14 protein-coding genes are annotated in these 15,927 nt (G+C 73.2%); 5 read left to right on the forward strand and 9 right to left on the reverse strand.

The window, feature by feature from the left end; translation table 11 throughout:
* Positions 1–162 precede the first annotated feature (162 nt).
* The 3 genes from arc to ASE15_RS18130 all read right to left on the reverse strand — a co-directional run bounded on the left by arc (position 163) and on the right by ASE15_RS18130 (position 4,400).
* Complete coding sequence (gene arc, locus ASE15_RS18120; RefSeq protein WP_056764878.1) at positions 163–1,854, reverse strand: proteasome ATPase; 1,692 nt, start codon at positions 1,852–1,854, stop codon at positions 163–165.
* Positions 1,855–2,012: 158 nt separating this feature from the next.
* Entirely contained in the window at positions 2,013–3,173 is a 1,161-nt protein-coding gene (locus tag ASE15_RS18125; RefSeq protein ID WP_082618584.1) for a tRNA (adenine-N1)-methyltransferase, read from the reverse strand.
* A 60-nt stretch (positions 3,174–3,233) separates the two neighbouring features.
* Positions 3,234–4,400, reverse strand: coding sequence for a site-2 protease family protein (locus ASE15_RS18130; RefSeq protein WP_235534544.1), 1,167 nt, complete (start codon positions 4,398–4,400; stop codon positions 3,234–3,236).
* A gap of 85 nt (positions 4,401–4,485) precedes the next feature.
* On the opposite strand from ASE15_RS18130, the gene ASE15_RS18135 reads away from it, so the two are divergent.
* The gene (locus ASE15_RS18135; RefSeq protein ID WP_056764881.1) at positions 4,486–5,424 is read left to right on the forward strand and encodes a PD-(D/E)XK nuclease family protein; all 939 of its coding nucleotides are present in this window, start codon (positions 4,486–4,488) and stop codon (positions 5,422–5,424) included.
* A gap of 4 nt (positions 5,425–5,428) precedes the next feature.
* Here ASE15_RS18135 and ASE15_RS18140 read toward each other — a convergent pair whose 3' ends face one another.
* Positions 5,429–6,172, reverse strand: a complete 744-nt coding sequence (locus ASE15_RS18140) for an HAD family phosphatase (RefSeq protein ID WP_082618585.1) — start codon at positions 6,170–6,172, stop codon at positions 5,429–5,431.
* Positions 6,173–6,281: 109 nt separating this feature from the next.
* On the opposite strand from ASE15_RS18140, the gene ASE15_RS18145 reads away from it, so the two are divergent.
* A complete protein-coding gene (locus ASE15_RS18145) occupies positions 6,282–7,202 on the forward strand; it encodes a PAC2 family protein (protein WP_082608563.1) in 921 nt (306 codons plus the stop codon).
* Between the two features lie 113 nt (positions 7,203–7,315).
* On the opposite strand, the gene mshC is transcribed toward ASE15_RS18145, so the two are convergent.
* Positions 7,316–8,590: a cysteine--1-D-myo-inosityl 2-amino-2-deoxy-alpha-D-glucopyranoside ligase gene (mshC, locus tag ASE15_RS18150; protein WP_056764885.1), complete on the reverse strand. Its 1,275-nt coding sequence runs from the start codon at positions 8,588–8,590 to the stop codon at positions 7,316–7,318.
* A gap of 120 nt (positions 8,591–8,710) precedes the next feature.
* Here mshC and ASE15_RS18155 point away from each other — a divergent pair, with 120 nt between their 5' ends.
* Positions 8,711–9,853, forward strand: a complete 1,143-nt coding sequence (locus tag ASE15_RS18155; protein WP_235534546.1) for a CorA family divalent cation transporter — start codon at positions 8,711–8,713, stop codon at positions 9,851–9,853.
* A 4-nt stretch (positions 9,854–9,857) separates the two neighbouring features.
* On the opposite strand, the gene ASE15_RS18160 is transcribed toward ASE15_RS18155, so the two are convergent.
* Positions 9,858–10,718: an undecaprenyl-diphosphate phosphatase gene (locus ASE15_RS18160; RefSeq protein WP_056646941.1), complete on the reverse strand. Its 861-nt coding sequence runs from the start codon at positions 10,716–10,718 to the stop codon at positions 9,858–9,860.
* A 195-nt stretch (positions 10,719–10,913) separates the two neighbouring features.
* Between ASE15_RS18160 and ASE15_RS18165 the strand changes: the two genes are divergently transcribed.
* On the forward strand, positions 10,914–11,882 hold the full coding sequence (locus tag ASE15_RS18165; RefSeq protein ID WP_056764887.1) for an aldo/keto reductase: 969 nt from the start codon (positions 10,914–10,916) through the stop codon (positions 11,880–11,882).
* 3 nt (positions 11,883–11,885) lie between these two features.
* On the opposite strand, the gene ASE15_RS18170 is transcribed toward ASE15_RS18165, so the two are convergent.
* Entirely contained in the window at positions 11,886–12,236 is a 351-nt protein-coding gene (locus tag ASE15_RS18170; protein ID WP_056764889.1) for a hypothetical protein, read from the reverse strand.
* Positions 12,237–12,348: 112 nt separating this feature from the next.
* Between ASE15_RS18170 and ASE15_RS18175 the strand changes: the two genes are divergently transcribed.
* Complete coding sequence (locus ASE15_RS18175) at positions 12,349–12,579, forward strand: DUF5703 family protein (RefSeq protein ID WP_056646951.1); 231 nt, start codon at positions 12,349–12,351, stop codon at positions 12,577–12,579.
* A 57-nt stretch (positions 12,580–12,636) separates the two neighbouring features.
* Here the strand turns inward: ASE15_RS18175 and ASE15_RS18180 are convergent, their stop codons facing one another.
* Together ASE15_RS18180 and ASE15_RS18185 are read right to left on the reverse strand one after the other, a co-directional pair.
* On the reverse strand, positions 12,637–13,980 hold the full coding sequence (locus tag ASE15_RS18180) for a M20/M25/M40 family metallo-hydrolase (RefSeq protein WP_056647283.1): 1,344 nt from the start codon (positions 13,978–13,980) through the stop codon (positions 12,637–12,639).
* 93 nt (positions 13,981–14,073) lie between these two features.
* Positions 14,074–15,795 carry a multicopper oxidase family protein gene (locus ASE15_RS18185; RefSeq protein WP_082618586.1) on the reverse strand — a complete coding sequence of 574 codons (1,722 nt, stop codon included), beginning with the start codon at positions 15,793–15,795 and terminating at the stop codon, positions 14,074–14,076.
* Between the last annotated feature and the right edge of the window lie 132 nt (positions 15,796–15,927).

Raw genomic sequence — 15,927 nt, forward strand, 5'->3', positions numbered from 1 at the left:
CCTATGCCGGGGTCCCGACGGCGGGGCGGGCTGTCCACGGCTCGGCGACCGCCGTACCCGGGCCGCCCCGGGTGCGCCACCCCGGGCGCGCGCCAGGCCCGACGGCGGGCTGCGCCGTCGGGCCTGGGCGTGCTGCGTGGCGCCTCGCGCCGGCACCCGTGTCTACAGGTACTGCCCGGTGCTCGTGACCGTGTCGATCGTGCGCGCCACGGTCCCCGCCCCGTCGCCCTTCTTCTGGACGATCGTGCGGATGAAGACGATGCGCTCGCCCTTCTTGCCCGAGATGCGCGCCCAGTCGTCCGGGTTGGTGGTGTTCGGCAGGTCCTCGTTCTCCTTGAACTCGTCGACGCACGCCGCGAGCAGGTGCTCGACCCGGATGCCGCGCTGACCGGTCGCCAGGAGGTCCTTGATCGCCGACTTCTTGGCGCGGTCCACGACGTTCTGGATCATGGCCCCCGAGTTGAAGTCCTTGAAGTACAGGACCTCCTTGTCGCCGCTCGCGTACGTGACCTCGAGGAACTGGTTCTCGTCCTCCTGGGAGTACATGCGCTCGACCACGCTCGTGATCATGGCGTCGATCGCCCCCTGGGCGCTGCCCCCGTGCTCGGCGAGGTCCTCGGGGTGGATCGGCAGGTCGGTCGTCAGGTACTTCGCGAAGATCTCCTTGGCGCCCTCCGCATCCGGTCGCTCGATCTTGATCTTCACGTCGAGACGACCGGGCCGCAGGATCGCCGGGTCGATCATGTCCTCGCGGTTGGACGCGCCGATGACGATCACGTTGTCGAGGCGCTCGACGCCGTCGATCTCGCTCAGGAGCTGGGGCACGATCGTGGTCTCGACGTCCGAGGACAGCCCGGTGCCGCGCGTGCGGAACAGCGACTCCATCTCGTCGAAGAAGACCACGACGGGCGTGCCCTGCGAGGCCTTCTCCCGGGCGCGGGCGAAGATCAGCCGGATGTGGCGCTCGGTCTCCCCCACGTACTTGTTGAGCAGCTCGGGGCCCTTGACATTGAGGAAGTAGCTCTTGGCGCCGTCCGGGTCCGAGGCGACCTCCTCGCCCGCTAGCTCGCCCGCCGCGGCCCGCGCCTTGGCGACCGTGTGCGCGAGCGAGTTGGCCACGGCCTTGGCGATGAGCGTCTTGCCGCACCCGGGAGGCCCGTACAGCAGGACGCCCTTGGGCGGGCGCAGCCCGTGCTCGCGGAACAGGTCCGGGTGGCTGAACGGCAGCTCGACCGCGTCGCGGATCTGCTCGATCTGCGGGCCCAGGCCGCCGATGTCCGAGTAGTCGATGTCCGGGACCTCCTCGAGGACCAGCTCCTCGACCTCGGACTTGGGCACGATCTCGAACACGAAGCCGCTGCGCGTGTCGATCGTGAGCGAGTCGCCGATGCGCAGGGGCGCGTCGGCGAGCGAGCCCGCGAGACGGACCACGCGCTCCTCGTCCGAGCGCCCGACGACGAGTGCACGGTCCGAGCCCAGGAGCTCCTTGACGGTCACGAGCTCCCCGACCTGCTCGTAGCCGCCCGCCGAGACCACGGTCATGGCCTCGTTGAGCTTGACCTCCTGGCCGGGGTGCAGCGTCGACAGGTCGAGGCTGGGGCTCGCGCCCACGTGCATCTTGCGGCCCGCGGCGGAGACGTCGACCGTCCCGTCCGGGTGGGCCCCGAGGAAGACCGCGTACGTCCCGGGCGGCTTGGCGAGCTCGTCGATCTGACGCTTGAGGTCGATGATCTGGTCCCGCGCCGCACGCAGCGCCTCCGCGAGCCGCTCGTTCTTGGCCGACAGGATCGCCTGCTGGCGTTCGCCGTCACGGTTCGGGGTCTGTCCAGGTGTCAGTCCAGGTGTCTCGGTCATCCGGCTTCTCCCTCTCGCCTGGCGCCGTCAGGAGGTCGTGCGGTCGACCCCGTCACCGGCGCGTCACCGACCTCCGGCAGCCCGGTGATCGAGGCTCGACCTTACGCACAAGACCTGGGCGGCCGCTGCAGGGACACCCCTGCTGAGACCGTCGTTCCTCAATCGTTGTCGACGGCGTCCGAAACGTCCAGGGTGTCCGCGGGGGCGTCGTCCTCGACGAGGGCCGCGACGTCCGCGGCCTCGTCCTCGGGGGCCGGCACGAGCGGCTGGCCCGTGCGCGGGTCGAGCTGGGGGCCCTGGCCCACGTCGCGGCGCACGCGGCGCACGCGCTTGTCGGAGACCGACCGCTCACCCAGGTCCTCGGGCGTCCACTCCTCCGCGACGGGGTACGAGCCCTTGGCGGGGCGACGCTTGCGCAGCGGCGCGACCGTGCCGTCGGCCAGGCGGCGCGCCGTGAGCAGGAAGCCCGTGTGCCCGACCATGCGGTGCTGCGGGCGCACCGCGAGGCCCTCGAGGTGCCAGCCGCGGACCAGGGACTCCCAGGCCGACGGCTCGGCGTAGCGCCCGTCGGCACGCAGGTCCTCGGCGAGGCGCGAGAGCTGGGTCGCGGTCGCGACGTAGCAGATCAGCACGCCGCCTGGCGCGAGCGCGTCGGCGACCGCGTCGAGGTTCTCCCAGGGCGCGAGCATGTCGAGCACGACCCGGTCGATCGAGCCGTTCTCCGCGACCTGGGGCAGCACGTCGGACAGGTCGCCGACCGAGAGCTCCCAGGCCGGGTGCTCACCGCCGAAGAACAGCTCGACGTTGCCGCGCGCGATCGCGGCGAAGTCCTCGCGGCGCTCGATCGAGTGCACCGAGCCCTGGTCGCCGACCGCGCGCAGGAGCGACATGGTCAGCGCGCCCGAGCCGACGCCGGCCTCGATGACGCGCGCGCCGGGGTAGATGTCGGCCATCGCGACGATCTGGCCCGCGTCCTTGGGGTAGACCACGGCCGCGCCGCGCGGCATCGACAGGACGTAGTCGGCCAGCAGCGGGCGCAGCGCGAGGTACTCGATGCCCGCGGTGTTGCGCACGACCGAGCCCTCGGGCAGGCCGACCAGGTCCTCGTGGTTGAGGTAGCCGCGGTGCGTGTGGAACGTGGCGCCCGTCGCGAGCGTGATGGTGTGCAGGCGCCCGCGCGGGTCGGTCAGCTGGACCTTGTCGCCCAGCCGCAGGGGGCCGCGGCGCACGTCGGCACCGGTAGCCGCGGGGGCCGGCGAGGCGGGGACGTCGCTCGGGGCGGACGGGGCGGGCGCGTCGTGCGTGGGCTCTTGGGTCACGGGCGACCATCCTAGTCGGGCCGCCCGGGGCGGGAGTCCCGTGGGCGGGCCGCGGTCCCCTCAGCGCCCGCGCGCGGCCTGGAGCGCCGCGACGACGTGACTCACGTCGAGCAGCCCGACGACGCGCCCGGCGTCCGTCACCACGAGCAGGGGCGCGTCCCGCGTCGCGGAGGCCACGGCGTCGAGCATGGCCTGGCCCGCGAGGTGCACGTCCACCTGCGCGGTGGGCGGCAGCCCGACGGCGACCGCCCCGACCGGGGTCAGCGGCGCCTGGGCGGGGGGCACGGCCGCGACGGCCGCGGGGTCGGCGTAGGCCACGGGGTGCCCGAGCGTGTCGGTGAGCACGACGTGTCCCGCGCCCGCCCGCTGGGCGGCCGCGACGGCGTCGGACACCGTGGTGGCCACGGGCACCGCGACGGCCGGGTACGCGAGCGAGGCGACCGTGAGACCCGCGACCGCCTCGCGCGTGCGGCCGTTGGTGATCGCGGCCCCTGCCCCGGACCACAGGAACGCACCGATCAGCGCGGACCACGCGACCGTGAAGAAGTCCACCTGGTACCCGTTGAGCAGGGGCCAGCCCAGGGCCCACACCACCACGCCCACGGCCATGACGCGCCCGACCCAGCCCGCGACGATCGTGCCCCGGGTCCGGGACCCCGTGACGGCCCAGACCGCCGACTCGAGGATCTGTCCGCCGTCGAGCGGCAGGCCCGGCAGCAGGTTGAAGACGCCCACGAACGCGTTGGAGAACGCCGCCGCGTACAGCAGCAGGGCGGGGACGGTCATGGTCGGCTGCGCCTGGAACGCGAACCAGCACACGACCGCGAGGAGCAGGTTCGTCAGCGGGCCCACGACCGAGATGAGGATCCCGTCCAGGGGACGTCGCGAGGTCCCCGAGTAGGCGGTGTGCCCGCCCCAGATCGTCACCGCGAGCTCGGTGACCTCGTGGCCCCGCGACTTGGCGACCACGGCGTGGGCGACCTCGTGCAGGAAGACCGAGACGAACAGCAGCAGGACGAACACGAACGAGACCAGGTAGATCCCCACGCCCAGGCCCGGCGCGAAGCTGCGCACGGTCGGGGCGAACAGGAGCGTCAGGACGGCCGCGGCGAGGAACCACGAGGGCGTGAGGATGACGGGCGCGCCCGACACCCGGCCGATGACCCAGCCCTTCGTCAGGCGCGGGTCTCGGGGGGCGCGACGGGCCGGTGCCGGGGTGGTCTCCACGTCGACACCCTATGTCGGTCACCTGTGCCGAACCCGTGCTGTGGGCCGTGGCGGCCGTGTGGGCGTCGACACGTAGGCTCGACGCATGACGTCCCTCGCCCCCGACCTCGTCGGCACCGACTCCCCCGACGTGACGGTCGAGCCCGTCGGCGACTCCCCCCGTGAGCGTCGGCGCCCGGCGCTGTCGCCGTCGCGGGCGAACGACTTCATGCAGTGCCCGCTGCTGTTCCGGTTCCGTGTCGTGGACCGGCTCCCCGAGCCGCCCAGCGCTGCGGCCGCGCGCGGCACCCTGGTCCACTCGGTGCTCGAGCGGCTGTACGACGCCCCGGTGGGCGAGCGCACGCTCGCGGCCGCCCAGGCCATGGTCCCGGGCGAATGGGACCGCCTCCAGGAGGCCGAGCCACGGTACGCCGAGCTCTTCGCGGGCGCCGGCGAGGCGGGCAGCGCGCCGGAGGGCGCGGTCCAGGAGTGGCTCGAGGGCGCCGGGAACCTCCTGGGCACCTACTTCACGCTCGAGGACCCCAACCGCCTCGAACCGGCCGAGCGCGAGATGTTCGTCGAGACCCAGCTCGAGGACGGCCCGCTCCTGCGCGGCATCGTGGACCGGCTCGACGTCGCCCCGAACGGCGCGATGCGGGTCGTGGACTACAAGACGGGCAAGACTCCCCGGCCCCAGTACCAAGGCTCGGCGCTGTTCCAGATGCGCTTCTACGGCCTGGTGCTGTGGCGCGAGCGGGGTGAGATCCCCAAGATGCTCCAGCTCGTCTACCTGGGCGACGGCCAGGTGCTGCGCGCAGAGCCGCAGGAGGCGGACCTCCTGGCGGTCGAGGAGCAGGTGCGGACGCTGTGGTCCTCGATCACGCAGGCTGCCCGCAGCGGGCAGTGGGCCCCGCGCAAGACCCCGCTGTGCGGGTGGTGCGCGCACCAGGCCCTGTGCCCGCAGTTCGGCGGCACGCCTCCGGAGGTTCCCGAGGGCGCGATCGAGCTGACGCTCGGGATCGCCCCGGAGGCGGCCGCTTCCTAGCCCGTCAGTCCTCGATGAGGTCGATCACGTCGCCCGCGAGGATGCGCGAGAGCATGTCGACGTCGACGAGCGCGAGCGACGGCGTGCGGCTCAGCCCGGGCAGGACCGGCACGGGGACCACGGCCTCGACACCGAGCGTCGCCGCGCCGGCGGCCTGCGCCGACCCGATGCCCGTGGGAGAGTCCTCGATCGCCACGCAGCGGGTCACGTCGACGCCCAGCCGCTCGGCCGCCACGAGGTACGGCTCGGGGTGCGGCTTGCCGTGCGTGACCTCGTCGCCGCACACCAGGGTCTCGAACGACCCGGGCGGGGTCATGCCCACGACGGGCTCGGCGAGCGAGCGGTAGGACATGGTCACCAGGGCGCACGGCACGCCGCGCTCCCGGAGCTCGGCGAGCAGCTCGCGCGCACCGGGCTGCCACGGGACCTCGACCTCGACCTGCTCGATCACCCGCGAGATGAGGAAGTCGATGATCTGCTCGGAGGGCAGGTCGACGCCCGCGGCCTGGAGGATCGTGGCCGACTCGGTCAGGGGGTTGCCGACCATCTGCAGGGCCTGCTCGTGCGACCAGGTGCCGCCGTGCGCCTCGACGAGCTCGTGCTCGGCGGCGATCCAGTACGGCTCGGTGTCGACGAGCGTGCCGTCCATGTCCCACAGGACGGCTTGTGGCAGTGCGAGCGCCTCGCGAGGGGCGCTGTCGGTACGGGTGAGATCGGGTGCTTCCAGGGGGTTCAACGCATTCTCCATGCTCGGGGGGACGGTTCGTGGCCGTCCCCGCCACCTTAGCCCGCGTGCTGGCGAGGCCCGCGAGCACGTGCTGCCCGGTCCGGTCGCTCACGCGGCCTAGGCTGGGACGATGAACGAGACCCCGGAACCGATCGACCCGGCCGACCTGCCCGAGCCGACCACCCCGGCCCTGCCTCCGTCGTCCGCCGACGAGCCTCGACAGGCCGTGATGCTGGCGGCGTTCGAGGGGTGGAACGACGCAGGGGGCGCAGCGACCGCCGCGCTCCTGCACCTGCACGACGTCTGGGGCGCGGAGGAGATCGCGGCGATCGACCCCGAGGAGTACCACGACTTCCAGGTCAACCGCCCGGTCGTGACCACCTCGGACGACGGCCGACGGGAGATCACGTGGCCCACCACGACCGTGACCGCGGTGACCGTGCCCGCCAGCGGGCGACGCGTGGTCCTGGTGCACGGGATCGAGCCGTCGATGCGCTGGCGCACGTTCTGCCGCGAGCTGCTCGACATCGCCGAGCGCGAGGGGGTCACGACCGTCGTGACGATCGGCGCGCTGCTCGCCGACGTGCCGCACACGCGCCCCATCCCCATGACGGCCACGTCGGAGAGCGTGGGCCTGCGGGCTGTCCTCGACGTCGAGCAGAGCTCGTACGAGGGCCCCACGGGGATCGTCGGTGTGCTCCAGCACGCGGCCGCCGAGCGCGGCATGCAGTCGGTGTCGTTGTGGGCGGCCGTGCCGCACTACGTCGCGAACTCGCCGTCCCCCAAGGCCACGCTCGCGATCCTGGCGCGGGTCGAGGAGCTCCTGTCGGACCCCGTCCCGCTGGGCGACCTGCCCGAGGAGGCCGTGGCCTGGCAGCACGGCGTCGACGAGCTCGCGGCCGAGGACGCCGAGATCGCCGAGTACGTGCAGCAGCTCGAGGAGGCCAAGGACACGGCCGAGCTGCCCGAGGCGAGCGGCGAGGCGATCGCGCGCGAGTTCGAGCGCTACCTGCGCCGCCGCGACAACGGGTCGGGCGGGCCGCTGCCCTAGCGAAGGCCCCGGGCAGCGAGGCCCAGGACGACTGCGGCCCGCGGCACCTCCCTCAGGGGAGGCGCCGCGGGCCGCGGCGTTCACGGCCGGCTGCACCGGCCGTCCGGCAGGCTCTAGAGACGCACCCCGAGCAGGGCGTTGACCATCCGCGAGATCACGCCGGGGGCGCCCTCGGTGTCTTCCGAGGTGTCCCGGCCCTCCGCGAGCGAGACGTCGGCCCACGCGTCGACGGCCGCGAGCGCCGTGGGCGCGTCGAGGTCGTTCGCGAGGGCCTCGCGCACCGCGGCGAGGGTCGCGTCGGCGTCGGGTCCACCGTTGCCGGACACGGCCGAGCGCCACCGCTCGAGGCGTTCGACGGCGGCCGGGAGGTCGGCGTCGGTCCACTCCCACTCGGAGCGGTAGTGGTGCGCGAGGAGCGCGAGGCGGATGGCCATGGGGTCGACGCCCGTGGCGCGCAGGGCCGAGACGAACACGAGGTTCCCGCGGGACTTGCTCATCTTCTCGCCCTGGTAGGCGACCAGACCGGCGTGCACGTGGTTGCGCGCACCGAACCCGTGGTCGAGCAGGCGGTCGTGCGAGGTCGACATCTCGTGGTGCGGGAAGAGCAGGTCGGCGCCGCCGCCCTGGATGTCGAAGGGCAGGCCCAGTCCGTCGCGGGCGATGACCGCGCACTCGATGTGCCAGCCGGGGCGTCCGGTGCCGAGGCTCGCGCCGTCCCACGAGGGCTCGCCCGCGCGCTCGCGCCGCCACAGCAGCGGGTCGAGGGGGTCCTTCTTGCCGTCGCGCTCGGGGTCTCCCCCGCGCTCGCCGAAGAGCCGCACCATGTCGTCGCGGCTGAGCCGCGAGACGGCGCCGAAGCGCGCGTCGGCGCTCAGGTCCGCGTACACGTCGCCCAGCTCGGGGGCGTCACCGCCCGCGCCGGGCTCGACCGGGACGCGGTAGGCGAAGCCGTCCTCGATGAGCGCCTCGACGGCCTGGACCACGTCCGGGATGGCCTCGACCGCGCCGCGGTACACCTCGGGGGGCACGACGCCGAGGGCCGTCATGTCCTCGGCCAGCAGGGCCGTCTGCTCGACCGCGAGGTCCCACCAGTCCACGCCCGTCGCGGTCGCGCGCTCGAGCAGCGGGTCGTCGACGTCGGTCACGTTGGACGCGTACGTCACGGCATGACCTGCGTCGCGCCAGGCGCGGTTGAGGAGGTCGAAGCCGACGTAGGTCGCGGCGTGCCCGATGTGGGTCGCGTCGTACGGGGTGATCCCGCAGACGTACATGGTCGCGGTGTCCCCCTCCGCGGCGACGACGAGCTCCCCGGTGGTGCTGTCGTGCACCTGGATCGGGAGGCCTCGGCCGGGCAGGGACGGGATCTGGGGCATGGGCCAGCTGTGCACGCGACAACCTTAACCGCGAACGGTCACCCGGGTTTCGCGGTGCCCGCGGGTCGAGGTGCCCGACGACGAGGGCGCACCCGCCCCGGTGGCGCGCCCGCGCCGTCGGGCCAGAATGCAGGGGTGAGCCAACCCACACGACCTGACGACCCCCGTCCCACCGGAGGACGGCCCGAGGAACCGGGCTCCCCGCGCTCGGAGCCCCCCCGGTACAAGGAGCTGTGGGTCGAGGGGCCCGACGGGCGCGTGACGCCCGTGTCCCGCCCCGGGGACGGGTCCGGCCGGTGGGCGGACGCCGAGGACTCGCCGGGCAGCAGCGGGAGCCCGGGCAGCGGCGGCGAGACCTCGGGCACCGACCCGGGCGGCGCCCGCTGGTACGAGGTGCGCACGCTCGAGGACTTCGTGAGCGCCGCGGACGCGCTCGGCGTCGGGCTCGCGAGCCAGGTGGGCCGCGGGCACCTGCCGGTCCACGTGCGCCACGTCAAGCACCCTCTGGCGCACGTCGAGCACATCGGGATGGACTGGCTCCTGGTCGTCACGCCCACCGTGTCGTTCTCCGAGGAGGACCGTCAGGTCAGCACGGGCAGCTTCTGCCTCCTCGTGGGCCCCGACGTGGTCGTCACGGTCGAGAAGGGCACCGCGGGCGTCCACGACCGCATGCGTGAGCACCTGACAGGCCCGTCGCACGGACGCAGCACGGGGTTCCGCCACGTCGCGGAGGAGGCCCTGTTCGCGCTCGTGTCCACGTCCTCGGACGTCGAGCTCGCGCTCGGCGACGCGGTCGCCGAGGTCGAGAAGATCGTGTTCGAGACCAGGCGGCGCACCGACCCGGTCCTGCCCATCTACGACCTCAAGCGCGAGATCACCGAGGCCCGTCGCGCGCTGCTGCCCATCACGGCCGAGCTCCCCGAGCTGGTCTCGGGCAGCGCCCGCTCCCGCATCACGTTCGACAAGCGGCTCATGGAGCGCCTCGTGTCGACCGTCGAGCGGATCGACCGCCACCTCGACGCGCACGACGACCTGCTGTCCGACATGCTCTCGGTGCACCTGTCCCAGGTGTCGGTGCGCCAGAACGAGGACATGCGCACGATCAGCGCCTGGGCCGCGATCCTCGTGTTCCCCACGATCGTGGGCGGGATCTACGGCATGAACTTCGACCACATGCCCGAGCTGCACTGGACCCTGGGCTATCCCCTGGCCATCGCGATCATGGTGCTCGGCTGCTTCGGGCTCTACGGCGCGTTCAAGAAGGTCGGCTGGATGTAGCGGGTCAGGCGAGCGGCTGGAGCACACCGACCGTGAGCAGGACCACGACGACCGCCGCGAGCACGAGCCGGTAGATCACGAACGGCTTGTAGCTGAACGTCGAGACGATCTTGAGGAACGCGATGATCACGAGGTAGCCCACGACGAACGCGACCAGGGTCGCGATGAGCGTCGCGCCGAACCCGGGAGAGCCCGGGACGGGCTCGCCCGTGACCGACTTGGCGAGCTGGTAGAACCCCGAGCCCAGGACCGCGGGGATCGCGAGCAGGAACGAGTAGCGGGCCGCGGCCTCTCGCGTGAAGCCCATGAGCAGGCCCGCCGTGATGGTGCCGCCCGACCGGGACACGCCGGGGACCAGGGCGAGCGCCTGCGCCAGCCCGAACCCGACGGCCTGGCGCGGGGTCAGCTCGTCGAGCGTGCGCGTCTTGGCGCCGACCCGGTCCGCGAACCCGAGGAGCAGGGCGAAGACCGTCAGGGTGAGGGCCGTGATGTACAGGTTGCGCAGCGACGCCTCGATCGCGTCCTGGAACGCCAGGCCCAGGACCACGATGGGGATCGAGCCGAGCGCGATGAACCACGCCATGGCCGCGTGGTGGTCGTGCTTGCCCATGCGCGAGCGCCAGTCGCTGCCGTGGGCGCCGCGCAGCGACCGCCACCAGGCCGAGCAGATCGTGGCGATGTCGCGCCGGAAGTAGATGATCACAGCGGTCTCGGTACCGATCTGGGTGATCGCCGTGAAGGCCGCCCCCGGGTCGGCCGAGCCGATGAGCTCACCGACGATGCGCAGGTGCGCGCTCGAGGACACCGGCAAGAACTCGGTCAGGCCCTGGACGAGGCCGAGGAGGATCGCTTCCCACGCATTCACGAGCGGTCACGATACCCGCCGTACCGCCGCTCCCCTGGACCGACAGGCCTCGCGGGGACGACCGTCGCCGAGCCGTCACGTGCCGGCCGTCTCCAGGACACCGCCCGGACACGTCCGCGCAGAGCGACGGACCTCACCCTGGCGACGCGCGCCACGTCCGGGCGGGGCGCGCCCCTGGCCGGTAATCTGCCGCGCATGGAACTTCGTCAGCTCGGTCGTACCGGCCTGCGCGTCTCACCCCTGGGCCTCGGGACCATGACGTGGGGCCGCGACACCGACGAGATCGACGCCGCGGAGCAGCTCCGCGACTTCGTCGACGCCGGGGGGAACCTCGTCGACACCGCCGCCTCCTACGGGGGCGGCGACAGCGAGTCGATGATCGGTTCGATCCTCTCGGGCAAGGTCGACCGGCGCGACGTGCTGCTGTGCACCAAGGCAGGCATCCGGACAACGGCCGACGGCAACGCGGTCGACGCCTCGCGCGGCGCGCTGCTCGACTCGCTCGACGCCTCGCTCGAACGCCTGGGCACCGACCACGTCGACCTCTTCCTGGTCCACACGCCCGACCCGCGCACGCCGTTCGCCGAGACGCTCTCCGCGCTGCGGCTCGCGGTCACCACCGGACGTGCGCGCTACGTGGGCCTGTCCAACCACCCGGGGTGGGCCGCCGCACGGGCCGCCGCGTCGCTCGACGCGCACGGCGACGTCGGGCTCGCCGCGGTCGAGCTCGAGTACTCGCTGCTCCAGCGCGGGATCGAGCGCGACGTCGTGCCTGCTGCGACCGAGATGGGGTTCGGGGTGCTCGCGTGGTCACCCCTGGGGCGCGGGGTCCTCACGGGCAAGTACCGCAGCTCGCTGCCCGCGGACTCGCGCGGTGCGTCCTCGCACCTCGCCGGGTTCGTGCAGCCCTACCTGGACGGCGAGTCGTCGGGGATCGTGGAGGCCGTGGCCACGGCCGCGAACGGCCTGGGCCGCGCGCCCCTGGACGTCGCCCTGGCCTGGCTCCTCGAGCGGCCGGCCGTGTCGAGCGCGATCGTCGGTGCGCGCACCCCCGCGCAGCTGCGCGCGTCGCTCGCGGCCTGCGACCTCGAGCTGCCCGACGCGGTGCACTACGCGCTCGACGACGTCAGCGCCCTGCCGCTCGGGTACCCCGAGCGCTGGTGAGGGTCAGCGGCTGACCCCGTCGGTCAGGTCGACCTGGTCGAGCTCCTCGTCCTGGTCGTCGAAGTCCTGCTCGCCGTCCTCGTCACCCTCGTCGTCCTCGTCGTCTCCGTCGTCTCCGTCGTCTCCGTCGTCTTCACCATCGTCCTCGTCGTCGTCCTCGGCGAGGTAGAACGGGGTGGCCTCGCCGTGCACCTGGGCGAGCGCCTCGTCGTACACCTCGTAGGCGTCGGCGAGCACGTAGTAGGCGTCGTCGACCGCCGGGTCGTCCTCGCCACGGCGAGCGGCGACCGCGGTGTAGTGGGCCTCGAGGGCCGCGATGAATCGATCGAGAGCGGCGCGCGGGTCAGCGGTCATACCCTGACGGTAGACCTGAGCGAGGCACAATGGCACTCGGAATCCCTCGGCGGGAGGGTGAGGTACGGCTCACCGCTCCCCCGGCTCGGAACGAACGCGTGGACGGTGACGGATGACGAGCACGACCCCTCGGCAGCGGACCGGCTGGGCCGAGAACGGCGGCCAGTACGAGTACCGGGTGCTCACGATCGACCGGTCGGTGAGCCGCCACGACGCGGTCCGCCTCCTGACCGACGAGGCCGAGCACGGGCACTGGGAGCTCGAGCGCACGCGCCTGTACGTGGGCGGTGAGCGGCGCGTGTGGCTGCGCCGCAAGATCATCCGGGTGCGCTCGACCCTCTGAGACTCCCGACCGGCCGCCCCTGCCCGCCGGGCTCGCCGACGAGCAGGGATCGTCGCGTCAGCAGGTCCGCAGCAGGCGGTCCAGGACGCGCACGCCGAACTTCAGGGACGCGACGGGCACGCGCTCGTCGACCCCGTGGAACATGCCCGAGAAGTCCAGGTCCGCGGGGAGCTGGAGCGGGGCGAACCCGTAGCCCGTGATGCCGAGCCGCGCGAGCGACTTGTTGTCCGTCCCGCCCGAGAGCGTGTACGGCAGGACCGTGGCACCCGGGTCCTCGGCGTGCAGCGACGCGATCATGGCGTCGACCAGGTCGCCCTCGAAGGGCACCTCGAGCGAGATGTCGCGGTGGATGGGCTCGATCCGCACGTGCTCGCCCACGAGCCCCTCGATGACCGCGAAGCCCTCGTCCTCGTGGCCCGGCAGCAGGCGCGCGTCGATCGCGGCCTCGGCACGCCCGGGGATGACGTTGGCCTTGTAGCCGGCACCGAGCTGAGTGGGGTTGGACGTGTGGCGGACGGTCGCGCCGACGAACCGCGAGGCCGGGCCGAGGGCCGCGACGAGCGCGTCGATGCTCGCCTCGTCGCGGGGGTCGTAGGGCAGGTCGGTCAGCTCGGCCACGCCGCGCAGCAGCGCGTCGACCGTGGGCGTGATGGTGTACGGCCACTGGTAGGCGCCGATCCGCGCGACCGCGGCCGCGAGATGCGTCACGGCGTTGTCGGCGTTGACCTGCGAGCCGTGCCCGGCGCGTCCCTCGGCGACGAGCCGGAGCCAGGCGATGCCCTTCTCGGCGGTCTGGAGCAGGTAGGCACGCTTGCCGTCGATGTCGACCGAGAAGCCGCCGACCTCGCTGATGGCCTCGGTCGCGCCCTCGAAGATCTCGGGGCGGTGGTCCACGGCCCAGCTCGCGCCGTACGTGCCGCCGGCCTCCTCGTCGGCGAAGAACGCCACGACGACGTCGCGCGCGGGCTTGCGTCCCTCACGGACCATCTGGCGCACGACCGCGAGGATCATCGCGTCCATGTCCTTCATGTCGACCGCGCCGCGCCCCCACAGCAGCCCGTCCTTCTCCTCGCCCGCGAACGGGTCGACCGACCAGTCGGAGGCCTGGGCGGGCACGACGTCGAGGTGCCCGTGCAGGACGAGCGCGGGCCGCGTGGGGTCCTGACCCGGCAGGCGCACGACGACGCTCGCGCGCCCCGGCGCGGACTCGAACAGCTCGGGGCTCAGCCCGACCTCGTGGAGCGAGGCCATGACGTACTCGGCCGCGGCCCGCTCGCCCGGGCCGGACCCGTCCCCGAAGTTCGACGTGTCGATGCGCAGCAGGTCCTGGCAGATGCGCGCGACCTCCTCCTCGGCGGTCGGGTGGGCCGGGGGGTTCGCGGAGTGGGCGTGGCTCGTCATGGCCACACCGTACCCGGTGGGTTCGCCGCCCTCGAAGCGTTCGCGAGGTGTCTCGTCCCGCGAACGCACGAGCGCCCGGGATGTGGTCAGACCTCAGCCGTGGTGTCCCTCGCCGGTGAGCGGCGAGCGCCGCGGACCGGTCCCGCCGCGCGGCGGATCGTCGGACGCGGACGCGTGACCGCCCTCGTGCCCGACGTCGTCGCTCACCTCGGGCAGCACGTCGCCCGGGGCGGGACGCCCCGCCGTACCGGGGGCTGCCGCCGGATCGACGACCACGAACTGCCCCATCATCCCCTGGTCCTCGTGGCGGAGCAGGTGGCAGTGGAACATGTAGGGGTGCTCGGCGTCGGGCGTGGTGCCGAACGTGACCAGGAGCCGGGTGATCCTGCCGGGGCGGACGTAGACGGTGTCCTGCCACCCGTCGAGCTCGAGGGGCGGCGCCTCGCCCGAGACGTCGAGCACCTGGAACTGGGCGTCGTGGACGTGGAAGTTGTGCGGCGAGTCGTCGAGGCTCGTGACCTCCCAGACCTCGGTCGCGCCGGCGTCGACGACCTCGTCGATCCGGCGCAGGTCCATGTCCTGGCCGTTGATCGAGGTGCCCGAGAGCTCGAAGCGGCGCGTGACGCTCGCGCTCGCCGCATCGGCGGCAGGAAGGCTCGCAAGGCGCGCGGGCACGGGCTCCGAGGGCGTGAGCCGGTCGGCCGCGCGCAGCTCGAGCACGTCGAGGGTGTCGTCGCCGCCCGCGAAGCGCGCGGTGAAGGCGTTCGCGCCGAGCTCCTGCGGGAAGCTGCGCAGCACGGGCCGTTCACCGGGGGCCAGACCGACGACGATCTCGGCCCGGTCGCCCGGCGAGAGCTGGAGGCGGTCGGTCGTGACGGGCGCGTCGAGCAGGCCGCCGTCCGAGCCGACCACCTGGAACGCGCGGCCGTCGTCGAACCCGAAGTCGTAGACGCGCGCGTTGGACCCGTTGAGCAGGCGCAGCCGGACCTGCTCGGTCGTGACGTCGAGGTAGGGGTTCGCCGTCCCGTTGACCAGGACCACCGAGCCGCGCACGCCCGTGCTCGACAGGAAGGGGTCGGCGTCGTCGAGCCTGCCGTCGGGGTGGAACTTCTTGTCCTGGACCACGAGGGGCACGTCGTCGACCCCGTACTCGTGCGGCAGGGCGTCCTGGACCGCGGCCTCGGGCGTGCCCGCGGGCTCGTCGAGCAGGAACAGGCCGGCCAGGCCACGGTAGACGTGGTCGGCCGTGCGTCCGTGCAGGTGCGGGTGGTACCAGAGCGTCGCCGCGGGCTGGGCGATCGTCCACGTCGGGGACCACGTCTGCCCGGGGTCGACCTGCTGGTGCGGCCCGCCGTCCATGACCGCGGGCAGCTTCATGCCGTGCCAGTGCAGCGTGCTCGTCTCGGACATCGAGTTCGTCACGTCGATGCGGACCTGCTCGCCGCGGGTCGCGCGCAGCGTCGGCCCCAGGAACGTCCCGTCGACGCCGAGCGTCGGGGTGAGCCCGCCCTGCCCCAGGTCGGTCTCGCCCTCCTGCAGGTCGAGCGAGAACACGCGGACCCCGTCCTCGAGGCTCGACCCGGCGAGCGGCGGGATCGCGAGCGGGCGCGTGAACTCGACCTCGCCAGCGGTCGAGGTCGCACCCCGGGAGAACGCGAGCGCGACGCCCGCGGCGATCCCGCCGACGACGAGGGCGACGAGCGCCACCACGACGACGACCCAGCGGCGCCGACGGCGAGGCACGGGCCGGGTGGGCCCGGCGCCCTCCGCGGGGGTCGCGGGGGTGGCGGCGTCGTCGTCAGGCAGGACGGTCATGTCGGTCGCAGGGCTCCCAGGTCAGGTCGGTGCGGACGGCCCCGCTCTCGGCGGGCCGCCGGGGCGGCTCGCCTCCAGGCTAGGGAGGGCACGCCGTCGGGCACATCGGGGGTCTCCCCCACCCCTGCCCTG

Source organism: Oerskovia sp. Root22, from assembly GCF_001429135.1.
Taxonomy (GTDB): domain Bacteria; phylum Actinomycetota; class Actinomycetes; order Actinomycetales; family Cellulomonadaceae; genus Oerskovia; species Oerskovia enterophila.

What these genes read in the sequence shown, in the direction of transcription:
- ASE15_RS18140 (WP_082618585.1), bottom strand. Translation starts at nt 6,172, where the DNA reads ATGGAGAATGCGTTGAACCCCCTGGAAGCACCCGATCTCACCCGTACC.
- ASE15_RS18135 (WP_056764881.1), top strand. Translation starts at nt 4,486, where the DNA reads ATGACGTCCCTCGCCCCCGACCTCGTCGGCACCGACTCCCCCGACGTG.
- ASE15_RS18170 (WP_056764889.1), bottom strand. Translation starts at nt 12,236, where the DNA reads ATGACCGCTGACCCGCGCGCCGCTCTCGATCGATTCATCGCGGCCCTC.
- ASE15_RS18165 (WP_056764887.1), top strand. Translation starts at nt 10,914, where the DNA reads ATGGAACTTCGTCAGCTCGGTCGTACCGGCCTGCGCGTCTCACCCCTG.
- arc (WP_056764878.1), bottom strand. Translation starts at nt 1,854, where the DNA reads ATGACCGAGACACCTGGACTGACACCTGGACAGACCCCGAACCGTGAC.
- ASE15_RS18175 (WP_056646951.1), top strand. Translation starts at nt 12,349, where the DNA reads ATGACGAGCACGACCCCTCGGCAGCGGACCGGCTGGGCCGAGAACGGC.
- ASE15_RS18180 (WP_056647283.1), bottom strand. Translation starts at nt 13,980, where the DNA reads ATGACGAGCCACGCCCACTCCGCGAACCCCCCGGCCCACCCGACCGCC.
- ASE15_RS18185 (WP_082618586.1), bottom strand. Translation starts at nt 15,795, where the DNA reads ATGACCGTCCTGCCTGACGACGACGCCGCCACCCCCGCGACCCCCGCG.
- ASE15_RS18145 (WP_082608563.1), top strand. Translation starts at nt 6,282, where the DNA reads ATGAACGAGACCCCGGAACCGATCGACCCGGCCGACCTGCCCGAGCCG.